At 61.2% G+C, this 17330-nt stretch carries 20 protein-coding genes and 1 pseudogene; 8 read left to right on the top strand and 13 right to left on the bottom strand.

Annotation, left to right across the window (positions count from 1 at the left end; all coding sequences use genetic code 11):
- Positions 1-61: 61 nt before the first annotated feature.
- From ACOAP0_RS16145 to ACOAP0_RS16135, 3 genes and pseudogenes are all read right to left on the bottom strand, one after another.
- A complete protein-coding gene (locus ACOAP0_RS16145; protein ID WP_498377240.1) occupies positions 62-829 on the bottom strand; it encodes a substrate-binding periplasmic protein in 768 nt (255 codons plus the stop codon).
- Positions 826-1590, bottom strand: a complete 765-nt coding sequence (locus tag ACOAP0_RS16140) for a LytR/AlgR family response regulator transcription factor (protein WP_498377239.1) — start codon at positions 1588-1590, stop codon at positions 826-828. Before ACOAP0_RS16140 ends, ACOAP0_RS16145 begins: the two co-directional genes overlap by 4 nt.
- Positions 1587-2625: pseudogene (locus ACOAP0_RS16135) on the bottom strand (sensor histidine kinase). The gene ACOAP0_RS16140 and the pseudogene ACOAP0_RS16135 overlap by 4 nt, the downstream one beginning before the upstream one ends.
- Positions 2626-2665: 40 nt before the next feature.
- On the opposite strand from ACOAP0_RS16135, the gene argH reads away from it, so the two are divergent.
- A complete protein-coding gene (argH, locus tag ACOAP0_RS16130) occupies positions 2666-4081 on the top strand; it encodes an argininosuccinate lyase (protein WP_498377238.1) in 1416 nt (471 codons plus the stop codon).
- 49 nt (positions 4082-4130) lie between these two features.
- Here the strand turns inward: argH and ACOAP0_RS16125 are convergent, their stop codons facing one another.
- On the bottom strand, positions 4131-5201 hold the full coding sequence (locus ACOAP0_RS16125; protein ID WP_498377237.1) for a threonine aldolase family protein: 1071 nt from the start codon (positions 5199-5201) through the stop codon (positions 4131-4133).
- Positions 5202-5274: 73 nt separating this feature from the next.
- Here ACOAP0_RS16125 and ACOAP0_RS16120 point away from each other — a divergent pair, with 73 nt between their 5' ends.
- A complete protein-coding gene (locus ACOAP0_RS16120; protein WP_498377236.1) occupies positions 5275-5871 on the top strand; it encodes a helix-turn-helix domain-containing protein in 597 nt (198 codons plus the stop codon).
- Positions 5872-5938: 67 nt separating this feature from the next.
- On the opposite strand, the gene ACOAP0_RS16115 is transcribed toward ACOAP0_RS16120, so the two are convergent.
- The gene (locus ACOAP0_RS16115) at positions 5939-6841 is read right to left on the bottom strand and encodes a LysR family transcriptional regulator (protein ID WP_498377235.1); all 903 of its coding nucleotides are present in this window, start codon (positions 6839-6841) and stop codon (positions 5939-5941) included.
- Between the two features lie 128 nt (positions 6842-6969).
- On the opposite strand from ACOAP0_RS16115, the gene ACOAP0_RS16110 reads away from it, so the two are divergent.
- From ACOAP0_RS16110 to ACOAP0_RS16100, 3 genes are read left to right on the top strand one after another with little or no spacing between them, the layout of a single operon-like run.
- Positions 6970-7848, top strand: coding sequence for an MBL fold metallo-hydrolase (locus ACOAP0_RS16110; RefSeq protein WP_498377234.1), 879 nt, complete (start codon positions 6970-6972; stop codon positions 7846-7848).
- Positions 7849-7902: 54 nt separating this feature from the next.
- A complete protein-coding gene (locus ACOAP0_RS16105) occupies positions 7903-8157 on the top strand; it encodes a hypothetical protein (RefSeq protein WP_498377233.1) in 255 nt (84 codons plus the stop codon).
- A 14-nt stretch (positions 8158-8171) separates the two neighbouring features.
- Positions 8172-8813 carry a DsbA family protein gene (locus ACOAP0_RS16100; protein ID WP_498377231.1) on the top strand — a complete coding sequence of 214 codons (642 nt, stop codon included), beginning with the start codon at positions 8172-8174 and terminating at the stop codon, positions 8811-8813.
- Here ACOAP0_RS16100 and ACOAP0_RS16095 read toward each other — a convergent pair.
- The 5 genes from ACOAP0_RS16095 to ACOAP0_RS16075 all read right to left on the bottom strand — a co-directional run bounded on the left by ACOAP0_RS16095 (position 8810) and on the right by ACOAP0_RS16075 (position 13114).
- Entirely contained in the window at positions 8810-9463 is a 654-nt protein-coding gene (locus ACOAP0_RS16095) for a DNA-3-methyladenine glycosylase I (RefSeq protein WP_498377230.1), read from the bottom strand. The two genes, ACOAP0_RS16100 and ACOAP0_RS16095, sit on opposite strands and share 4 nt — an antisense overlap.
- A 51-nt stretch (positions 9464-9514) precedes the next feature.
- Complete coding sequence (locus ACOAP0_RS16090) at positions 9515-11392, bottom strand: PAS domain-containing sensor histidine kinase (RefSeq protein WP_498391470.1); 1878 nt, start codon at positions 11390-11392, stop codon at positions 9515-9517.
- Between the two features lie 144 nt (positions 11393-11536).
- The gene (locus tag ACOAP0_RS16085) at positions 11537-12079 is read right to left on the bottom strand and encodes a DUF3455 domain-containing protein (RefSeq protein WP_498377228.1); all 543 of its coding nucleotides are present in this window, start codon (positions 12077-12079) and stop codon (positions 11537-11539) included.
- Between the two features lie 37 nt (positions 12080-12116).
- A complete protein-coding gene (locus tag ACOAP0_RS16080) occupies positions 12117-12485 on the bottom strand; it encodes a c-type cytochrome (protein WP_498377227.1) in 369 nt (122 codons plus the stop codon).
- A 38-nt stretch (positions 12486-12523) separates the two neighbouring features.
- Positions 12524-13114 (bottom strand): ferritin-like domain-containing protein, encoded by a 591-nt coding sequence (locus ACOAP0_RS16075; protein ID WP_498377226.1) that lies wholly within the window; start codon positions 13112-13114, stop codon positions 12524-12526.
- Between the two features lie 199 nt (positions 13115-13313).
- Between ACOAP0_RS16075 and ACOAP0_RS16070 the strand changes: the two genes are divergently transcribed.
- The 3 genes from ACOAP0_RS16070 to ACOAP0_RS16060 are packed head-to-tail and all read left to right on the top strand — an operon-like array spanning position 13314 to position 15196.
- Positions 13314-13889, top strand: coding sequence for an RNA polymerase sigma factor (locus tag ACOAP0_RS16070; RefSeq protein WP_498377225.1), 576 nt, complete (start codon positions 13314-13316; stop codon positions 13887-13889).
- 9 nt (positions 13890-13898) lie between these two features.
- The gene (locus ACOAP0_RS16065) at positions 13899-14693 is read left to right on the top strand and encodes an anti-sigma factor (protein ID WP_498377224.1); all 795 of its coding nucleotides are present in this window, start codon (positions 13899-13901) and stop codon (positions 14691-14693) included.
- A 23-nt stretch (positions 14694-14716) separates the two neighbouring features.
- Positions 14717-15196 carry a hypothetical protein gene (locus ACOAP0_RS16060; protein ID WP_498377222.1) on the top strand — a complete coding sequence of 160 codons (480 nt, stop codon included), beginning with the start codon at positions 14717-14719 and terminating at the stop codon, positions 15194-15196.
- Positions 15197-15229: 33 nt separating this feature from the next.
- On the opposite strand, the gene ACOAP0_RS16055 is transcribed toward ACOAP0_RS16060, so the two are convergent.
- The 3 genes from ACOAP0_RS16055 to ACOAP0_RS16045 are packed head-to-tail and all read right to left on the bottom strand — an operon-like array spanning position 15230 to position 17319.
- The gene (locus ACOAP0_RS16055) at positions 15230-15901 is read right to left on the bottom strand and encodes a cupredoxin domain-containing protein (RefSeq protein WP_498377220.1); all 672 of its coding nucleotides are present in this window, start codon (positions 15899-15901) and stop codon (positions 15230-15232) included.
- Positions 15902-15903: 2 nt separating this feature from the next.
- A complete protein-coding gene (locus ACOAP0_RS16050; RefSeq protein ID WP_498377219.1) occupies positions 15904-16359 on the bottom strand; it encodes a group I truncated hemoglobin in 456 nt (151 codons plus the stop codon).
- A gap of 33 nt (positions 16360-16392) precedes the next feature.
- On the bottom strand, positions 16393-17319 hold the full coding sequence (locus tag ACOAP0_RS16045; RefSeq protein WP_498377217.1) for a DUF3034 family protein: 927 nt from the start codon (positions 17317-17319) through the stop codon (positions 16393-16395).
- Positions 17320-17330: the final 11 nt, after the last annotated feature.

The raw sequence follows: 17330 nt of genomic DNA, 5'->3' as shown, positions 1-17330 counted from the left end.
TCTCCTGCAATAAAAAAGGGCCTCAGGGCCCTTTTTTATTGCAGCACGAACCGGTCCAACCTCAACGCCAACGAGCCTCAATGCGTGCGTATTCACCGTTCTTGCGGATCTTGTCCAAACCGGCATCAAAGCGGGCAATCAATGGCTCAACGCCGGGAAACTTCTTGGAAAACGAGAGATACAAGCTGGGCTCCAGCAGGACACCGCGCAGCCTGAACCCTTGGCCCAAGGTCGGGTTGTTGGCCGCAATTTCAGTAGCGACCCGGTCAAACACCAACGCATAGTCCACCCGCCCGGCAACCAGTTTGCGCAGCGAGGTCAGGTCGGAGGCTGCCACGTCCCGCACCATAGTCGGGTCGTCATCAAAGGCGGTACCGTAGTCGTAACCATTCGTCACCCCTACTCGCTTGCCCCGCAAAGCCTGCACATTCACGGGATCTGCAGGTCCGTCATTGCGGCCATAGATGCCGATGCGTGCACGAAACAGGTGGTACTTGTGCCAGAGGTATTTGTCTTCAGTACGGGCGTCACGCAGCGTATCGAAACAACCGGCGAGCTTTCCCGCCTCCACCTCGCGCATACAGCGCGCGTACGGCAAGGGGACCAACTCCACCTCTACCCCTGCCGCCTCCCAGGCCGCACGGACCAAGTCCACCGCAAAGCCGGCAGGCTGGCCTGCTTGCACATATGCGTAGGGGCGCCAATCGTCTTCAGCGCCAATGCGGACCTTGGTGACAACAGGCTTGTCAGTCGGCTTCTGAGCCCATGTGGAGCTTGCCAACACCAGACCCGCCAGCCCCGCGATACAAAAAGCGCGACGCAAATTCATTGAGAAATCAGTGCCCTCACCGAGGGCAATTGCCGGCGGGATACCGACAGCAGCTCGTCCAGCCCCTGCAGTCTCACCGCCCATCCTTCGCCCTCTTCAGCATCGAAATGCTTTTCCAGTGATCGCACCATCTTGCGGGCCACCAATGCATTGCGGTGGATGCGGATGAACTGGCCACCGTGTTTTTCTTCCAAGTCGTTCAAGGCACCATCCAGGATGTAGCTGCGTGTGGCCGTGCGTACCGTGATGTATTTAAGCTCTGCCTTGAAGTAGAGAACCTGCGTCAAAGGCACCCGCTCTGTCCTGTTGCGCTCCTGGATGATCAGCACCTCTTCACTGGCAAAATCGGCCTGTAGCGCCCGTCTTGCATGCGCGAAGCGCTCCGCTTTTTGTAGCGCCGCCTGCAGGCGCTCCAAGCGTACGGGTTTGGTGAGGTAGTCCACCGCTTCCAGATCGAAAGCCGCCACTGCATGCTCGGCATGTGCCGTCACAAACACAATCGCAGGCGGGTGCTGCAGAGTGCGCAATGTCTGGGCCAGGGTCAGGCCACTGTTGCCCGGCATATGGATATCCAAAAACACCAGATCCACCGGTTGCTGGCGCAGCAAGGCAGCAGCCTGCTCGGCGTTGGGGGCTTCAGCGGCTACATGGACGGCAGGATGGGTGCAGTCGCCGAGCAAGGTGCGCATACGGGCCCGGGCCAGGGGCTCGTCATCCACCAGCATCACCCGTAACAGGGTGTCAGGCTGCATTGCAGTCATAAAGGCACCTCCATACGCACTTGGTACACACTATCTTTCAGGCCGCTCTTGAATTGGCCCTGCACATCATGCAACAAGGCCAGCCGCTCCTGCACGTTGCGCAACGCCAAGCCATGACCCCGAGCGCCCTGCCCGGCCGGCACCGTGTTGGTGACTTTGATCACCACCACCGAGCCTTTGCAACGTGTCGATATTTTGACGGACGCTCCCGTGTTGCTGGGCTCCACGCCGTGGCAGACCGCATTTTCAACCAGCGGTTGCAAGATCAAGGGAGGCAAATGGGCGCCATCTGCCAGCGGGTCCAGATCCCACTGCACCCGCAGGCGGTCACCGAAGCGCACCTGCTCAATGGCCAAATAGCGTTGCGCAAGCGACAGCTCCTCGCCCAAAGTGACCGAACTGCCGGGGTCCTTGAGCGCATGGCGAAACAAGTCGCTCAGGTCTTCCAGCAACGCCTCTGCCTTGGCAGGTTCTGCCCTCACCAGAGCGATCGCGCTATTGAGAGTATTGAACAAAAAATGCGGCCGGATGCGCGATTGCAGCTCCGCGAGACGGGCCGCGGTATCTGCGGGAGTGCGGCCTTTGGCGCGCATGACCAACGCTGCGACCAACAGGCTGGACAACAAGGCGCCGGAAAAGAAACTGGACACCCAGGGGGGGGCTCTCCAGCAGACCTGACAGAGCCAGCAAGCCGCAGCCATACAAACCGGCGACCCCTCCCAGCGAAATGGCCAGTGCATATTGGGCAGACTTGGGCATGCGTGCCAGCCAACGCTTGGCAATGCAGGCGGACAACAGCCACGCCAGTGTGCCGGGCAAAGCTGCACCGGTCACCAGAGCCAGACGCGCTATCCAATCCCACAGGCCGGCAGCGGCAAACATGCACACCACCGAGAGAGACAGCTCCACAAACAACACCGCGCGCAGCACGACTCCGATGTGGCAGGCATCAAACACCAGCACCGGTGCAGGCTGCGCAGCCGGCACCGCAGGGGTGAGTTCCTGGAACGTCGATAATATTTGGTTGTCGTTCATGTCCACCGGATTTTGACTCCTTTCCTGAAAAGCGCTTCCCATGTCACAAAACCAATTCGATAAAAAGTCCCAAGCGTGGTCCGCGCTGTTCTCCGAGCCCATGAGCGATCTGGTCAAGCGATACACCTCCAGCGTGTTTTTCGACAAGCGCCTCTGGCAGGCCGACATCACCGGCAGCCTGGCACATGCCGAAATGCTGGCAGCCCAAGGCATCATCAGCGCCGACGACCACGCATCCATCCAAAAAGGCATGGCGCAGATCTGGAGCGAAATCGAATCCGGCGCTTTAGAATGGAAGTTGGACCTCGAAGACGTGCACCTCAACATCGAAGCACGCCTGACCCAACTGGTGGGCGACGCTGGTAAGCGCCTGCACACCGGCCGCAGCCGCAACGACCAGGTCGCCACCGATGTGCGCCTGTGGTTGCGCGGCGAGATCGATTTGATCGGCGGCCTGCTGACAGACCTTCAAAAAGCCCTGCTGGTTCTGGCTGATAAGAATGCCGACGTCATCCTGCCCGGCTTCACTCATCTGCAAGTGGCCCAGCCAGTGAGCTTTGGCCACCACATGCTGGCCTATGTGGAAATGTTCAGCCGCGATGCTGAGCGCTTCACCGAAGTGCGCCGCCGCACCAACCGCCTGCCATTGGGCTCTGCCGCTTTGGCCGGCACCAGCTACCCGCTGGACCGCGAGCGCGTAGCCAAGACGCTTGGCATGGTGGACGATGCGGGGAACCCACAAGTCTGCCAAAACAGCCTGGACGCGGTGAGTGACCGCGACTTTGCCATCGAGTTCACCAGCGCTGCCAGCCTGGCCATGATCCACGTGAGCCGCATGAGTGAAGAGCTGATCATCTGGATGAGCCAGAACTTCGGCTTCATCCACATTGCCGACCGCTTCACCACCGGCAGTTCCATCATGCCGCAGAAGAAAAACCCCGACGTGCCTGAGCTGGCGCGCGGCAAGACCGGCCGCGTGGTCGGCCACCTGATGGGCCTGATCACCCTGATGAAAGGCCAGCCCCTGGCCTACAACAAGGACAACCAGGAAGACAAAGAGCCCCTGTTCGACACTGTGGACACGCTCAAAGACACCCTGCGCATCTTTGCCGACATGGTGAACGGCATCACCACCAAACCCGAAGCCATGGAGCGCGCAGCCCTCAAGGGCTACGCCACCGCCACCGACCTGGCCGACTACCTGGTGAAAAAGGGTCTGCCCTTCCGCGATGCGCACGAGACCGTGGCCCACGCCGTCAAGACCGCCACCGAGCGCGGTGTGGACTTGTCTGAGTTGCCTCTCGAGGTCCTGCAGAGCTTCAATCCCAACGTGGAAGCCGATGTGTTTGAGTGCTTGAGCCTGCGCGGCTCACTCAACGCCCGCAACACCTTGGGTGGCACTGCGCCTACCCAAGTGCGGGCCCAGATTGCGCGGCACCAGAAGCGCTTGGGCTGATCCTGTAGCGAGACTACGAAAAGCCTCCCGTGCAAACGGGGGGCTTTTTTTATGCAGCGAGAGCGCGCTCCAAATCATCTGCCAGTTGATCGACAGCTTCTTCAGTGGTAGCCCAGGAACACATAAAGCGCGCACCACCGCCGATGAAGGTGTAGAAAGTCCAGCCCAAAGCCTTGAGGCGGGCAATGGCGGGCTCGGGCAGGTTGACGAACACGCCGTTCACTTCAGTGGGCAGCAGCAACTCGGCACCGGCAATGTCGGCTATACGCTCTGAGAGGCGGTGCGCCATCGCATTGGCGTGGGCGGCGTGGCGCAGCCAGGTGCCTTCGGTCAACATGGCCAGCCAGGGGGCTGAGAGGTAGCGCATCTTGGAGGCCAGCTGTCCGGCCTGCTTGCAGCGGTAAGAAAACTCTTCGCCCAGTTTGCGGTCAAAAAACACAATCGCCTCACCAATCGGCAAGCCCATCTTGGTGCCGCCAAAGCACAGTACATCCACACCGGCGCGCCAGGTGATGTCGGCGGGCGCGACCTTGAGGGCGGCCACTGCGTTGGCAAAGCGGGCGCCGTCCATGTGCACCTTCAGGCCGTGCTCCTGCGCGATGCGGCTGATGCCGCTGATTTCGCCCTTCTGGTAAACCGAACCCATCTCTGTGGACTGGGTCAGCGTGACCACCTTGGGCCGCGGGTAGTGCACATCGGTGCGGCGGGTGATGACTTCGAGCACACCCGCAGAAGTGAGCTTGCCGTGACGGTGCGGGGCGGAGAGCAGCTTGGAGCCGTTCGAGAAAAACTCGGGCGCGCCGCACTCATCGGTTTCGACGTGGGCGGTGTCGCTGCAAATGACGGCTTGGTAGGACTGGCACAGCGACGCCAGCGCGATCGAGTTGGCCGCAGTGCCATTGAACACAAAGAACACCTCGGCATCCGCCTCAAAGACTTCGCGGATGCGGTCGCAGGCCAAGCGCGTGGCGTCGTCATTGCCGTAGGACGCCGCAAAACCCGTGTTGGCCGCCATGAACGCCTGCATGGCCTCGGGGCAGACGCCAGAGGTGTTGTCACTGGCGAATTGCAAATAGTGACCAGGGGCAACGGTGGACACGGAGGTAGGCAAAGTGGTCATGGCGGTGTAATATCGTTTCAGCGGATATTTCCGGTATATCGAACAAAAATCCATTTTACCGACCAACATCGACATGGCGCAAGTCCCCCACCCTACTCCCTTGGTCGACGGCCCTCCGGCCGTAGGCTCCAAACTGCAAGACGCCCGAAAGGCGCAACAGCTTTCGCTGGACGAGCTCTCCAAACGCGCAGGAGTTTCCAAATCCATGCTCTCCGAAGTAGAGCGCAACCAGGCCAACCCGACCGTAGGCGTACTGTGGCGCCTGGCCACGGCACTGGGCATCAGCCTCACTGACCTGCTGAGCAACACCACTGCCGACAAGGCTACGCCGACGGTGGAGCTGGTACCGGCCCACACCATTCCCGTCACCACCAGCCCGGACGGCAAGTGCACCCTGCGCATCCTCGGGCCCATTGCCTTGGCGGGCCGGGTGGAGTGGTACGAGCTGGCCGTGGAGCCCGGCGGCGTGCTGGCCTCCGAGCCGCACGAGGCGGGCGCGAAAGAGCACCTCTCGGTGCTCAGCGGCAGCCTCACGGTGCAGGCCGCCGACAGCAGCAAGGTGCTCAAGGCGGGCGACAGCGCGCGCTACGCGGTGGACGTGCAGCACGCCATCAGCAACACCGGCAAGGGCATGGCCAAGGCGGTGCTGGTGGTGGAGCACCTAGGCTGATTTCCATATAAAAACGGGCTCTAGCGCCCGTTGAATATGCGCAAGCAGCTACTGAATTGATAGCAATTCAGCGCTGCAGCTTCCAGGGCTCGCTCGCAAAACGCTCCACCAAAAAGTCCAGCAAAGCCCGCACCGCCGGCGAGAGGTGCTTGCGCGAGGGGTAAAGCGCGTAGATGGACATCATGGGCAGCTGCCACTGCGGCAGCACCTGTTGCAAGCTGCCATCATGGAGGTGGGGGCTTGCCAGGTACGTGGGTTGCATGGCCACCCCGCCGCCTGCGAGCGCAGCCCGCAGCAAGGCCGTAGCCTCGTTGGCGCTGAAGTGGCTGCCCACATGCACTTCGGCATGCTCCTCGCCGCGCTGCAGCTTCCACACACTTTTGCCGAAGTTGGCATAACTCAAGCAGCGGTGGGCCTGCAGGTCTGCGGGATTCTCCGGTATGCCGTGCTTTGCCAAGTAGCCGGGCGAAGCCACAAGCACCGAAGCACATGGCGCCAGCACCCGGCCGATGAGCGCCGGGTCCGGCTCGGCGCTGATGCGAATGGCCAAGTCGATGCGCGCCTCCACCAGGTTGAGTGCGCCTTCGCTGGCATTGAGGTCGATCTTGAGCTGCGGATAGAGCGCCAGAAAATCGGAAATCGCCGCCGCCATTTCCGCATAGGCAAACGACATGCTGCAGGTCACCCGCAATTGCCCGCGCAGCGCGCCGTCGTGGCGGCTGGTCTCTTCTTCGACGTTCTCCATGAGCGCCAGCATCTGCTGGCTGCGGCGCAGGCAGCTCTCGCCGGCGTCGGTCAGTGTGACGCTGCGGGTAGTGCGCTGGAGGAGGCGTGCGCCCAGCCACTGCTCCAGCTCGCCGACATAGCGCGTCACCATGGCGCGCGACATGTCCATCTTGTCGGCCGTGGCACTGAAGCTGCCACTCTGCGCCACCTCCACAAACACCTGCATGGCGGTCAAACGGTCCATGATTTGCTCAATTTATGAAACAGTAATGGCAGAATTATCGGGTTTATCTGCGCAGATATTGAAATTAAAGTTCAACCCAACGCTGATGAGACGTCCTCTTAGCGTCTAACCACTACCAGGAGTTCACCATGATCCGCACTACCGTTATCGCCGCATCACTGGCCATCGCCTTTACCTCACTGTCTGGGGCAGCAAATGCTCAGCAGCCACTCACCGTCAAGGTCTACAACGCCGACGGCAACAGCTTCAACGTCAATTCCACGCTGGTTTATGGCCAGAAAGACGCCATCGTGATTGACGCCGGTTTCACCCGTGCCGACGCCTTGCGCATCGCGGCCAACGTGCTCGACAGTGGCAAGCAACTCACCACCATCTACGTGAGCCAGGCTGACCCTGACTACTACTTCGGCGTGGAAGCCCTGAAAGAAGTGTTCCCCCAGGCCGACGTGGTGACCACACCCGCCGTGCTGGGCAAACTCGCGCCCAAGCTGGCTGGCAAGGTCGCATTCTGGGGACCAAAAATGGGCGCCAACGCCCCCCGTAAACCCGTGGTGCCCCGCGCCCTGGAAGGCAACACCCTGACACTGGAGGGCCAGACCATCGAGATCCGCGGCACCCAAGGACTGCTGGCACACCGCCCCTATGCCTGGATTCCGTCCATCAAGGCGGTGGTCGGCAACATAGGGGTGTTCGGCAACACGCATGTCTGGACCGCTGACACACAAACCGCTGCAGAGCGCGCCGCATGGGTAGCCCAGCTGGACGAAATGGCCGCTTTGAAGCCTGAACTGGTGATTCCCGGCCACATGAAGGCAGGTACCAAGGTAGACGCAAGCGCCATTGCCTTCACCAAAGACTACTTGCAGACTTTCGAGAAAAACCTCGCTGCCAACAAAACCAGCGCCACCTTGATCTCCGCCATGAAGCAAGCCTACCCTGCCCTGACCGACGGCGGCCTGTCGCTGGACATCGGCGCCAAGGTCAACACCGGCGAAATGAAGTGGTAAACCCCGTCGCCATGCCCTAAGGCATGGCATCCATCCCAGCACCCAGGAGCCCACATGTCCCTTCTTCACCAAGTTTTGCAAGACCTGAACGCGGGTCGCTGGAACGCCGCCCATGACCAGGTGCAGAAGGACGACTCCATGCTGGGCGCCTGGTTGCACGGCATCTTGCACCTGCAGGAAGGCGATCTGGAAGACGCCGAGAACTGGTACAACCGCGCCGCCCGGCACTTCCGCAGCCGCGGTAACCTGCAAGAGGAGATTGCCCTTTTTGAGCAAGCGCTCGCAGCCGCCACGCTTAACAACCATTGAAAGAATTCCACCCCATGTCCACCACAGTGACCTATTTGTTCGACCCCTTGTGTGGCTGGTGCTACGGCGCCTCCCCTGCCATCCAGCGCCTGGGGCAGGAAGCCTCCATCACCTTGGAACTGGCGCCCATCGGCTTGTTCAGTGGCGGCGGGCGCGTGATGAGCGCAGACTTCGCCGACTTTGCGTGGTCGAACGATATACGCATCGGAAAGCTCACCGGCCAGCCCTTTAGCGAGGCCTACCGCAGCCAGGTGCTGGGTCAGCACGGCACCCGATTTGATTCATCCGCCGCCTCTCTCGCCCTCACTGCCGTGGCACACACCGCACCGGCGGAAGAACTGAATACCTTGAAGCTTTTGCAAGAGGCACGCAACGTCAATGGCCTGGACATCTGCACCCCGCAAGGTGTGGACGGCGTACTGCGTGCCAGGGGCCTGACAGCGGCGGCCGACCTGTTAGCCCGACAGGACCCAGACCTGCAACTCCAGCACGATGCCCGCGTGCAAAAAGCCCGCCGCCTCATGCAGGCCCATGGCGCACAAGGCGTGCCGGCCATGGTGGTTCACGGCGCGAGCGGTGCTCGCCTGGTGCGTGGCGACGCGCTCTACAACGGCCACGACGCCCTGTTGGCAGCGATTGCCGGAGCCGCGGCCTAAGCCTTGCGGGGCGGCACAAAGGCCGCTCTGGCTTGCAGGGCTCGCTCGCGGGCGTGGCAGCCTTCCAGGTGGTCGTTCACTAGCCCCATGGCCTGCATGAAGGCATACATGGTGGTGGGGCCCACAAAGCTCCAGCCGCGCTTGCGCAAGTCTTTGGACAGTGCGATTGATTCCGGCGAGGTGGTCACCCCGCTGAGCGTTTGGTGGGTAATGGTGGCCGGGCGACTGCTGCTGACGGGCTCAAAGCCCCAGAAGTAGGCCGCCAGACTACCGAACTCTGCTCGCAGCTCCTGAGCCTTTTTGGCGTTGTTGATGGTGGAAGCAATCTTGCCGCGATGGCGCACGATGCCGGCGTCCAGCAGCAGGCGCTTCTCATCCGCTTCATCAAAAAGGGCGACTTTGTCCATATCAAACCCTGCAAAGGCGGCGCGGAAGGACTCGCGCTTGTTCAGTATGGTGAGCCAGCTCAAGCCCGCCTGAAAGCCCTCGAGGCAAATCTTCTCGAACAAGCGCGTGTCGCTGTGCACCGGAAAACCCCACTCTTGGTCGTGATAGCGCTGGTATTCGGCCGTGCTGCGGCACCAGACGCAACGTGCGGTGTGGTCATCGTCGGTAAAAAGCCCGTTGGGCGCGGCAGTGTCGTTGAGCATGGGGCCTCCGCTGGGTACGCTGAGATACTGTTTTTTTGATCAGTATAAAGCCTAGTTCACGACCTGCGGCGCCACCTTCGGAATCGTCAATTCAAATTCTGCGCCCTGCCCCGGCACTGAGCTGACCTTGATGCGTCCGCCCAGAATACGGCTCACGATACGGTGGCTCACTGCCAGCCCGAGCCCGGAGCCGCCTTGCCCCAGTTTGGTCGTAAAAAACGGGTCAAACACCTGGCCCAGGTGCTCAGGCGCAATACCGCGCCCGTTATCACTCACCGTGAGCACCACCGATTTACCATCCGCAGCCTCCTCCGCGCGCAGCTCCACCACGCCGTCATTACGACCAGCCAGCCCGTGCACCAGCGCGTTGCTGACCAGATTGATCACCACCTGCCCCAAGGGCCCCGGGAAACTCTCCAGCACCATGTCCGCAGGCACTGCCAGTTCAATTTGCGCTTCCTGGTGTTTGAAGCTGGGTTTGAGCGTCTCTACCACCTCATGCACCGTCTGGTGCAGGTCGAAGCTGCGGCGGCGCTCGGACTCCTGGTCCACCGCCACTTGCTTGAAGCTACGGATCAGCTCCACCGCCCGCTCCAACGATTTGTGAGTGAGCGCAGCGCCGTCGTTCATGTTCTGCATGAACTCCAAAAACGCAGATCGTTTGAGGGTGCCCGCCAGCGCTTGTTCAGAAGCGCGCTCGGTCATTTCATGCAGGGCGCTGGCGGTGATCAAGGCATTGCCCAGCGGAGTATTGAGTTCGTGGGCCACGCCGGCTACCAGGCTGCCCAGCGAAGCGAGTTTTTCCACGCCTATCAGTTCATCCTGCGCGCGTTGCAAGGTGCGCATGGTCTCCAGAAGGTTGCTGTTGGCCTCATCGAGCGCGCTGGTGCGGTCCAGTACCCGCTGTTCCAGAGTAGCGTTCAAGTCTTTGAGCTGCTGTTCCAGCAACTTGCGCTCGGTCACATCCATGGAAATGGTCATCACACAGTCCAGCTCGCCGTACATGAAGCGCTCAGACGACAACAAAAAGGTGCGCTCCGCGCCGTCCGGCAAGGTGAAAGTCACCTCATAGCCACTGACCCGCCGCTGCGTGCCGAATTCCTGCTTGAACTGCTCACGGTGCGCCTGATCGCGCCAGAAGCCCAACTGAACCGGCGTTTTGCCGATCACATCAGCGCGCAAGCGCTGGAAGGCTTGCTCCCAGGCGGGGTTGATCTCCAGGCCCACGCCTGTCTCGAACTCGGCCACGATGATGGGCAAAGGGCTGGCCTTGAGAATCTGCATCACACGGCGCTCGCTCATGCGCAAGGCGTCGTCCTGGTCAGACAGGGCTTGCAGCTTTTCTTCAAGCGTCCGGTTCAGCGTCTGGACTTTGTCTACGTGCTGCTGGTAGGCCTTGAGCACCAGACGGAACGCCATGAACGCGCCTCCCAGCACCCCCAACTGCGCAATCAGCAGGCTCCAATGACTGGTGATATTGGTGGGTGTCCACCAGCCGAACTGGGTGGAGAGCGCCAAGGCCACATACCAAGCCGCTGACGCCAGGCCCACCCACACCGCTTGCCGCATACCGACCAACCACCCTGCCAGCAGCACCAGCACGACGTTGACATTGAGAATCGGATTGAGCGCGCCACCGCGCAATGTGGACTGCAAGACCACCACCGCCCACAAAGCCCAGATGAACAGGCTCATGGCCCGCGCATGGTGTCCCCGTGCGTGCAAGCCCAAGCACACCATGCCCGCCGCAGCAATCAACACCGGGCCGAGCACCATGACCCATTCGCCGATGAACACCATGCTGACCACGCTGTATAGCAGCGCCACGGCCACCGTGGTGCGCAACAGGCGCACAAACAGCAGATTGAGTTCGGTGCCCTCGAACCCGGCAGTGACCGGAGCCCGGGCTGGCGACGCAGGAGGCTTCACACGATTCCTTGCAGACAACAGACGCTCCAGCTTATCCGCAAATGCAATCGGCCTGCAAGTCAAAGCTTATGAATAGAAAAAGCTGCTGGCGCACAACAATAGTGCGCGAGCAGCTCTCATTTTGATAGCAAACTGACGCCGGCGTTACATCGCTTTGTAGAAGATGTAGTCTGCGGTGTAGCGCACCAGCTGGTTTGCACCCTCGTTGGCCTTGGCGCAGGTGCTGGCCGGTGCAATGCCGCCCACGGTCGCCACGCGCTGGATGTAGCTCACGCCCTGCATCGCACCCATGCCCATGGCCGGGTTGGCTTTGACCAACTGCAGGGGTATGTTGGCAGCCCCATTGGGCGCCACAGCGAGCTGCGTGGCAGTCACTTTGGAACCATCGTTGTTTTCCCAGGTGGCGGGTGGGCCGTAGTACTTGCCGATGACCTTGCCACTGCGGTCTTTGAGTCCGGCATCCGGACCCACAAACACCCATTCGAACTGGCCGGCCATGTCTTTCTTGGCGCGGCACTGGTAGGTGATGTCGCCGGCAGCGGCTGTTTCCATCACCACGGTGTGGCCGGCGGGCACTTGCACGGCGGCGGGCAATTCTGCCTGGCTGAACGGGGCGCGCATGGGCTGGCTGGCACAGGCGGTGAGTGCGGCAACAGCCAACAGAGAGAGAGCGGTACGGGTTTGCATAGGTTTGTCCTGCGGAGAAGGTTGGGGAATCAAAGGTTTACTTTTGTGCGGGCTTGGACACGCTGGCCAGATAGGCCACCACGTCCTCGCGGTCCTGGGCTTCGGTCAGGTAGTAGTTCATTTCCTGTCCGGGTACCACTTTTTCCGGGTTGGTCAGCCAGGCTTTGAGGCCTGCGACCGTCCAGGTATGGGTGGCAGCTGCCATGGCTTCGGAAAAGAAATACCCCTCTGCCTTGCCGGCCTTGCGGCCCACCACACCGCGCAAGGCGGGGCCTGCGCGATTCGCGTCCAGGCTGTGGCAGGCAAAGCAGCGGCTCTCTACCAGCTGCTGCCCGCGCTGCACATCGGGCACGAGGGCCTGGGCCTGCACAAGTGCAGGCGCGGCCATGGAAATTGCCAAGGCCATAAGCCCAGCGCACCGACGGATGAAGGTGCGCGGCGTCATTACGCGCCGAAAGACAGTGCGCCTGCGGGCAGCGGACGGCCCAGCGCGTTGTTCAACAGCACGTAGTGCATGGTCTCGTCCGCAGCCAAACGGCCGGCGACCTTGGCCAGATCCTTGTTCCCGAAGGCGGGAATCACACCGAGGTAGGCATTGATGGCACCCAACTCGAGACGCGCTGCCAAGTCCAGCACATCGCCCTGATTGCGCAGGGTGTCAGCCTTCAGGGCTTTTGCGTAGTCATCCAGCTTCTTTTCCATCACAGGCGTACCACCGAGCTTTTGGATAGTGGCAATGAGTGCGTCACGGTGGGCTTTGTGGTCGGCCTGGAAGCGCACCGCCACATCGAGCACCGGCTTTTGCAGCAAGCCGCTACCGGCGCCCAGTTGGTATGCGTTGATGGCTTCGTGCTCCAAGCCCAGCGCCACGTTCAAGATGCTCACGTCTTTGGAGGTGTCACCGGCCATGCCCTGGGCCATGGTGTCTTTGCCGGCCAGAAGGGCGACGGCTACAGCGGACAAGGTGCCTGTGCGGCCCATGAAGGCGCGGCGGGAAGAAGCAGAAGAAGCAACTGTTTGAACGATGGTTTGCATTGCGGAATCCTTTGAGGAGTGTTGGGCAACTAAGCGAGACCGGGAAATCCGGCTCTCCCCTCGAATACGCAGGCCACCCGCACCTTGGATTCAAATTTTTGAATTTAATTTTTTTGAATCCGCGTCAAGGGTTTGTGCGTACTCAAAACACAAGCCCCCAACCAACGCTCAGCCACCCAAACGCCCACACAATGGAGCCATGAATGCCGACCACCCCGACGCCAAGCTCATTGCCCTGCTGGAGCGTATTGCGCTCAAAGACCAGGCAGCCCTCAAATCGCTCTACGACGAGTGCGCGGGCAAGCTCTATGGTCTGGCTCTGCGGGTTGTCAGCCAGCGCGAATTTGCGGAAGACGTGCTGCAGGAGGCCTTCTTGAACATCTGGCGCTCGGCCCCGGACTACTCCGCATCCCTGAGCCCGCCCATGGCCTGGATGGGGCTCATCGTGCGCAGCCGCGCGCTGGACCTGTTGCGCCGCCGTGCCGCCGAGCGCACCCATCTCACCCAGGAGATTGACGAAACACTGGCCGACACCCTGGAGGGCGATGGCCCCACACCGCTGGACACGGCGCAGGCCAGTGAACAAGCCTGGGCCCTGAACCAATGCCTGGGCCGGCTGGAGAGCAAACAGCGCGAGGTCGTGAACCTGGCCTACATGCGCGACCTGAGCCACAGCGAGCTGGCCACCCAGCTTCAACTGCCCTTGGGCACCGTCAAGACCTGGATACGCCGCGGCCTCGACCAGCTGCGCCTGTGCATGGCACGTTTTGCATAAAAGGCCGCCATGAAAATCCACCAACATCCCGAACTACTGGACCGCTTGGCCGCCAGCTACGCACTGGGCACCCTGCGCGGCGCGGCCCGCCGCCGTTTTGAAGCCATGGCCCGCGAGCAGGCCCCGGTGCGCGCAGCAGCCCTCATCTGGCAAAGCCGCTTCTCCAGCATCAACGAACTCCAACCCGACGTGGCCCCCGCGCCCGCGGTGTGGACACGCATTGAAAATCTGGTACTGGCGGAGCGCGAGCAGGCCGCCCTGCGGGCTGCGCGCGCCAAAGCAGCCGCTCAGTCTGAGAATGACACGCGCTGGAGCGCGTGGCTGCGAAGCCTCACGGTCTGGCGCGTCGCGAGCGCAGCTGGTGCTGTTGCCACCGTGGCCGCAGTCACCGTAGGCCTGAACCTGCGCCAGGAGTTAGGCAGCGAGATTGCCAAGTTGCAAACCCAATTGCAGGCCACACCGCAAATCGAATACGTGGCCGTGCTGGCCGACGACAAAGCCGCCGCCTCCATGCTGGTGACTTTCGATCCCAAGAACAAAAAACTCACCCTGCAACGCGTGGGCGGCTACCAGGAAGCCAGCGACCGCTCCTTGCAGCTCTGGGCCTTGCCCCCCAGCGGCGGCCCCAAGTCACTGGGGGTGCTCACCAACGACAAACTGCTGCGCTTGACCGCCGGTGAAAACGACGTGCGCGAAGTACCTACACTCGCCATCAGCCTGGAGCCCAAAGGCGGCGTGCCGAGTGAAACCGGCCCGACCGGACCGGTGCTATTCAAAGGTGCTTTGATTCAGAAGATGTTGTAGCCTCGTCGTACTTTTTCCCAGCCATGCCTGACTCCACTCCGATCTACTCGGACCAGTTCGGTCCTCGCAAATTCAAACCGCATGGGCGCGTTACCTACGAATACAGCGGCAAGATGCTCTGGGCAAATGCGATAGGCCCCTTCAATCAGGAATTGATGGCGGCAGTACTGGAAATGGCACGCATCGCTTTTCCCGTGATGACTGCCCAAGGGCCCTGGGTACACATTTGCACCTTTCACGAAAGCGCACTGTGCTCTCCCGAAGTCCTGACCGATTTGGGCAGCGCATTGAGCGAGATGGCAATTGGTGGCGTAGCCCCACTAGCGATGGCTTTTGTTCTGCCTGCGGCCGTCGAAGGATCTGCCTTGATGGGGCCTCTCTATGCCAAAGTGTTTCAGGGCACTGGTGTCCCGTTTGCGCATTTTGCGGACCGCGATGCCGCTTGCGCTTGGGTTGAAGCCGTATTCGGCGCATGGCAATCGCCGACAGACACCCGGCCCTAAAGGCGGGCGCTGTCATCAGCGCTTCAATGAACCTTAGCTCCGCCGCCGCGGTGCCACATCCAGTTGAAACGTGGCTTTGCCCGACGAACTGTGTACGTTCACCTGCAATGGTGCTTTTTCCACCAGCTGCGCAGCGTTCCAGACCTTGATCGTGGCGGCCCCCTCAGGCACGTCTTCCAGCACGGCAATGCCTTCGCTGTTGGTCTTGACCGTCCATGGCGACTCCGCCACGTAAATGGCTCCGCCCATGCGGCTGTGGATGAAACAGCCCAAGAGAGCTGCGCCTACCGCGCCGGGCTTGTCCATGGTGAAAACGGCAGCGCTGGCGGCTTTTCCGTCCAGCTTGCCTTCAAGCAAAGCGGACTGTCCATCGGAAGCTCCGGGCGCTGCCCCGGGTGTGCTGAGGCGTACATGGTGATTCCATGGGTCGCTATTGGCGAAACGCACTTTGGCGCCCACACCCACGACAGTAACAGCAGGGATGAATTGCTGTTTTTCCTGGTTCACCACAGCGCTCATGGGCAGCGCGGTGCGAGGCTGGCCTTTGCCGCTGGGCAGCACGATCACCACGGAGTCCGGCGCGGGTTTGCCATCCCGGTCCAGCACCAGCACCTCCAAGGTGCCGGCCTGCGCGGTGACGCAGGCTACAAAAAAAGCCGCACTGGCGGCGACTTTCTTTCCATGCTTTAGTCTGGTGTAGCGCATGTTTATTTGGCCGTGATGATGTCGCGGTGCATGGGCGCCAACAGTGCCAACAATTGGTTCTGGGTAGCGAATGGAATGTTGCGCGCATCCATGGAGGCTTGCAGTACCTCTACCAAGGCATTGAAGTTACCCTTGGTGATGCCCATACCGGCGTGTGCGGTCTTCATGTCAGCGCCTTCATATTTACAGGGGCCACCGGTGGCCATACACACCTGGTCTACCAACTGCTCTGACAGGTAAGTAGCCTTGGTGTCTTTGAACTGCTCGCCAATGCGTTTGTCAGCTTTGAGGCCGGCCACAAACAGGTCCATCAGGGCTTGCAAGCCGGGCTTGCCACCCAGCGCTTGAAACAGGGCGTCATTTTTTGCAGGGGCCATGGGCATGGCGGATTGGGCATGGGCACTCACAGCGACCAGGGCGGACAGGGCCACAAGGCAAGCGACAAGGTAGTTTTTCATGGTGATTTCCTTTGAATCTAAAGCGCGCGCGTCTTAGAACGCAAACTGGGCAGACAGGTAGTAGCCGCTCTGGTTGCGGCTGGAGGTCACACCCGGCAGGATGCGGCCCAGGTCCAGATAGGCCAGTGTGACGGAGCTGTGCTTGTTGGGCGCCCATGCGACGAACACGTCTTTCCATGCGTCTTCCTGCAAACCTTCACCCAAACCGTTGGCCATGCCGAACGCACGCAGGTTGTTGGGCTTGGCACGGTACTCGGCGCCTATGGCGATGTTTTTGCTCAGAAGGTAAGCCACCGAAATTTCAGGGACCCAGCTGGCGTTGTTGGTGCCCGGATCTTTGGAGCCGAAGCCCACCAGGCCATTCTGGTTGGCGTTGGTGTAGCGCAGCGTGCCGTTCACCAGCAGGCTGTTGGCCAGAAAGAGCTTGGTAGCACTTACATAAAAGTCGGTACCACTGGTCTTGGCGCCTAAAAAGTCCAGTACTGGTGTGATGGAGCCGGCATCTACCGTTTTCTGCTCCACACCCACCGCCACCTGGGGCATCCAGCTGTCGCTGTTGAGTACTGCATCGCCGGCCACTTTTACCTTGAGACCTAGCACATCCATCTTGATGCGCTGGCCGTCCTGCACCGCAAAGCCCAGGCCATTGAGAGCCGTTACCGGCGAAGCATTGAAATCCTGGCGGGCCAAAGACACCTCCACCCGGTCGTTAAAGGCAAAGGCCACACCCATGGTGCTGAGCTGGTAGTCCGTCACGGTGGCGCGGCTGACATGGGCAGAGACACCCATCTCCCCCTCGGTCGCGTTGGTGCCAATGGTGGCCCACGGAGTCAAGCCACCGCCGGCAGCGCCGTCGATGGAGCTCACGCCCCCGGTGAGCAAGAGCTTGCCGGTATCAGCAAGGGCGCCGCTGCACAGGGCGGCAGCGCTGAGAGCGATGGCGGTGGATAGTTGTTTCATGGGCACGTCCA

Source organism: Curvibacter sp. Hmag1.1, from assembly GCF_059769165.1.
Note: the sequence above shows the minus strand (reverse complement) of the source record. Positions and strands in the feature narration are given on the sequence as shown.

Bases quoted from the DNA above. Each gene is read 5' to 3' on its own strand.
- ACOAP0_RS16140 (WP_498377239.1), bottom strand. From the start codon at position 1,590: ATGACTGCAATGCAGCCTGACACCCTGTTACGGGTGATGCTGGTGGAT.
- ACOAP0_RS16055 (WP_498377220.1), bottom strand. From the start codon at position 15,901: ATGCGCTACACCAGACTAAAGCATGGAAAGAAAGTCGCCGCCAGTGCG.
- ACOAP0_RS16095 (WP_498377230.1), bottom strand. From the start codon at position 9,463: ATGCTCAACGACACTGCCGCGCCCAACGGGCTTTTTACCGACGATGAC.
- ACOAP0_RS16085 (WP_498377228.1), bottom strand. From the start codon at position 12,079: ATGCAAACCCGTACCGCTCTCTCTCTGTTGGCTGTTGCCGCACTCACC.
- ACOAP0_RS16105 (WP_498377233.1), top strand. From the start codon at position 7,903: ATGTCCCTTCTTCACCAAGTTTTGCAAGACCTGAACGCGGGTCGCTGG.
- ACOAP0_RS16075 (WP_498377226.1), bottom strand. From the start codon at position 13,114: ATGCAAACCATCGTTCAAACAGTTGCTTCTTCTGCTTCTTCCCGCCGC.
- ACOAP0_RS16080 (WP_498377227.1), bottom strand. From the start codon at position 12,485: ATGGCCTTGGCAATTTCCATGGCCGCGCCTGCACTTGTGCAGGCCCAG.
- ACOAP0_RS16065 (WP_498377224.1), top strand. From the start codon at position 13,899: ATGAAAATCCACCAACATCCCGAACTACTGGACCGCTTGGCCGCCAGC.
- ACOAP0_RS16125 (WP_498377237.1), bottom strand. From the start codon at position 5,201: ATGACCACTTTGCCTACCTCCGTGTCCACCGTTGCCCCTGGTCACTAT.
- ACOAP0_RS16100 (WP_498377231.1), top strand. From the start codon at position 8,172: ATGTCCACCACAGTGACCTATTTGTTCGACCCCTTGTGTGGCTGGTGC.
- ACOAP0_RS16115 (WP_498377235.1), bottom strand. From the start codon at position 6,841: ATGGACCGTTTGACCGCCATGCAGGTGTTTGTGGAGGTGGCGCAGAGT.
- ACOAP0_RS16045 (WP_498377217.1), bottom strand. From the start codon at position 17,319: ATGAAACAACTATCCACCGCCATCGCTCTCAGCGCTGCCGCCCTGTGC.
- ACOAP0_RS16145 (WP_498377240.1), bottom strand. From the start codon at position 829: ATGAATTTGCGTCGCGCTTTTTGTATCGCGGGGCTGGCGGGTCTGGTG.
- ACOAP0_RS16110 (WP_498377234.1), top strand. From the start codon at position 6,970: ATGATCCGCACTACCGTTATCGCCGCATCACTGGCCATCGCCTTTACC.
- ACOAP0_RS16060 (WP_498377222.1), top strand. From the start codon at position 14,717: ATGCCTGACTCCACTCCGATCTACTCGGACCAGTTCGGTCCTCGCAAA.
- argH (WP_498377238.1), top strand. From the start codon at position 2,666: ATGTCACAAAACCAATTCGATAAAAAGTCCCAAGCGTGGTCCGCGCTG.
- ACOAP0_RS16070 (WP_498377225.1), top strand. From the start codon at position 13,314: ATGAATGCCGACCACCCCGACGCCAAGCTCATTGCCCTGCTGGAGCGT.
- ACOAP0_RS16120 (WP_498377236.1), top strand. From the start codon at position 5,275: ATGGCGCAAGTCCCCCACCCTACTCCCTTGGTCGACGGCCCTCCGGCC.
- ACOAP0_RS16050 (WP_498377219.1), bottom strand. From the start codon at position 16,359: ATGAAAAACTACCTTGTCGCTTGCCTTGTGGCCCTGTCCGCCCTGGTC.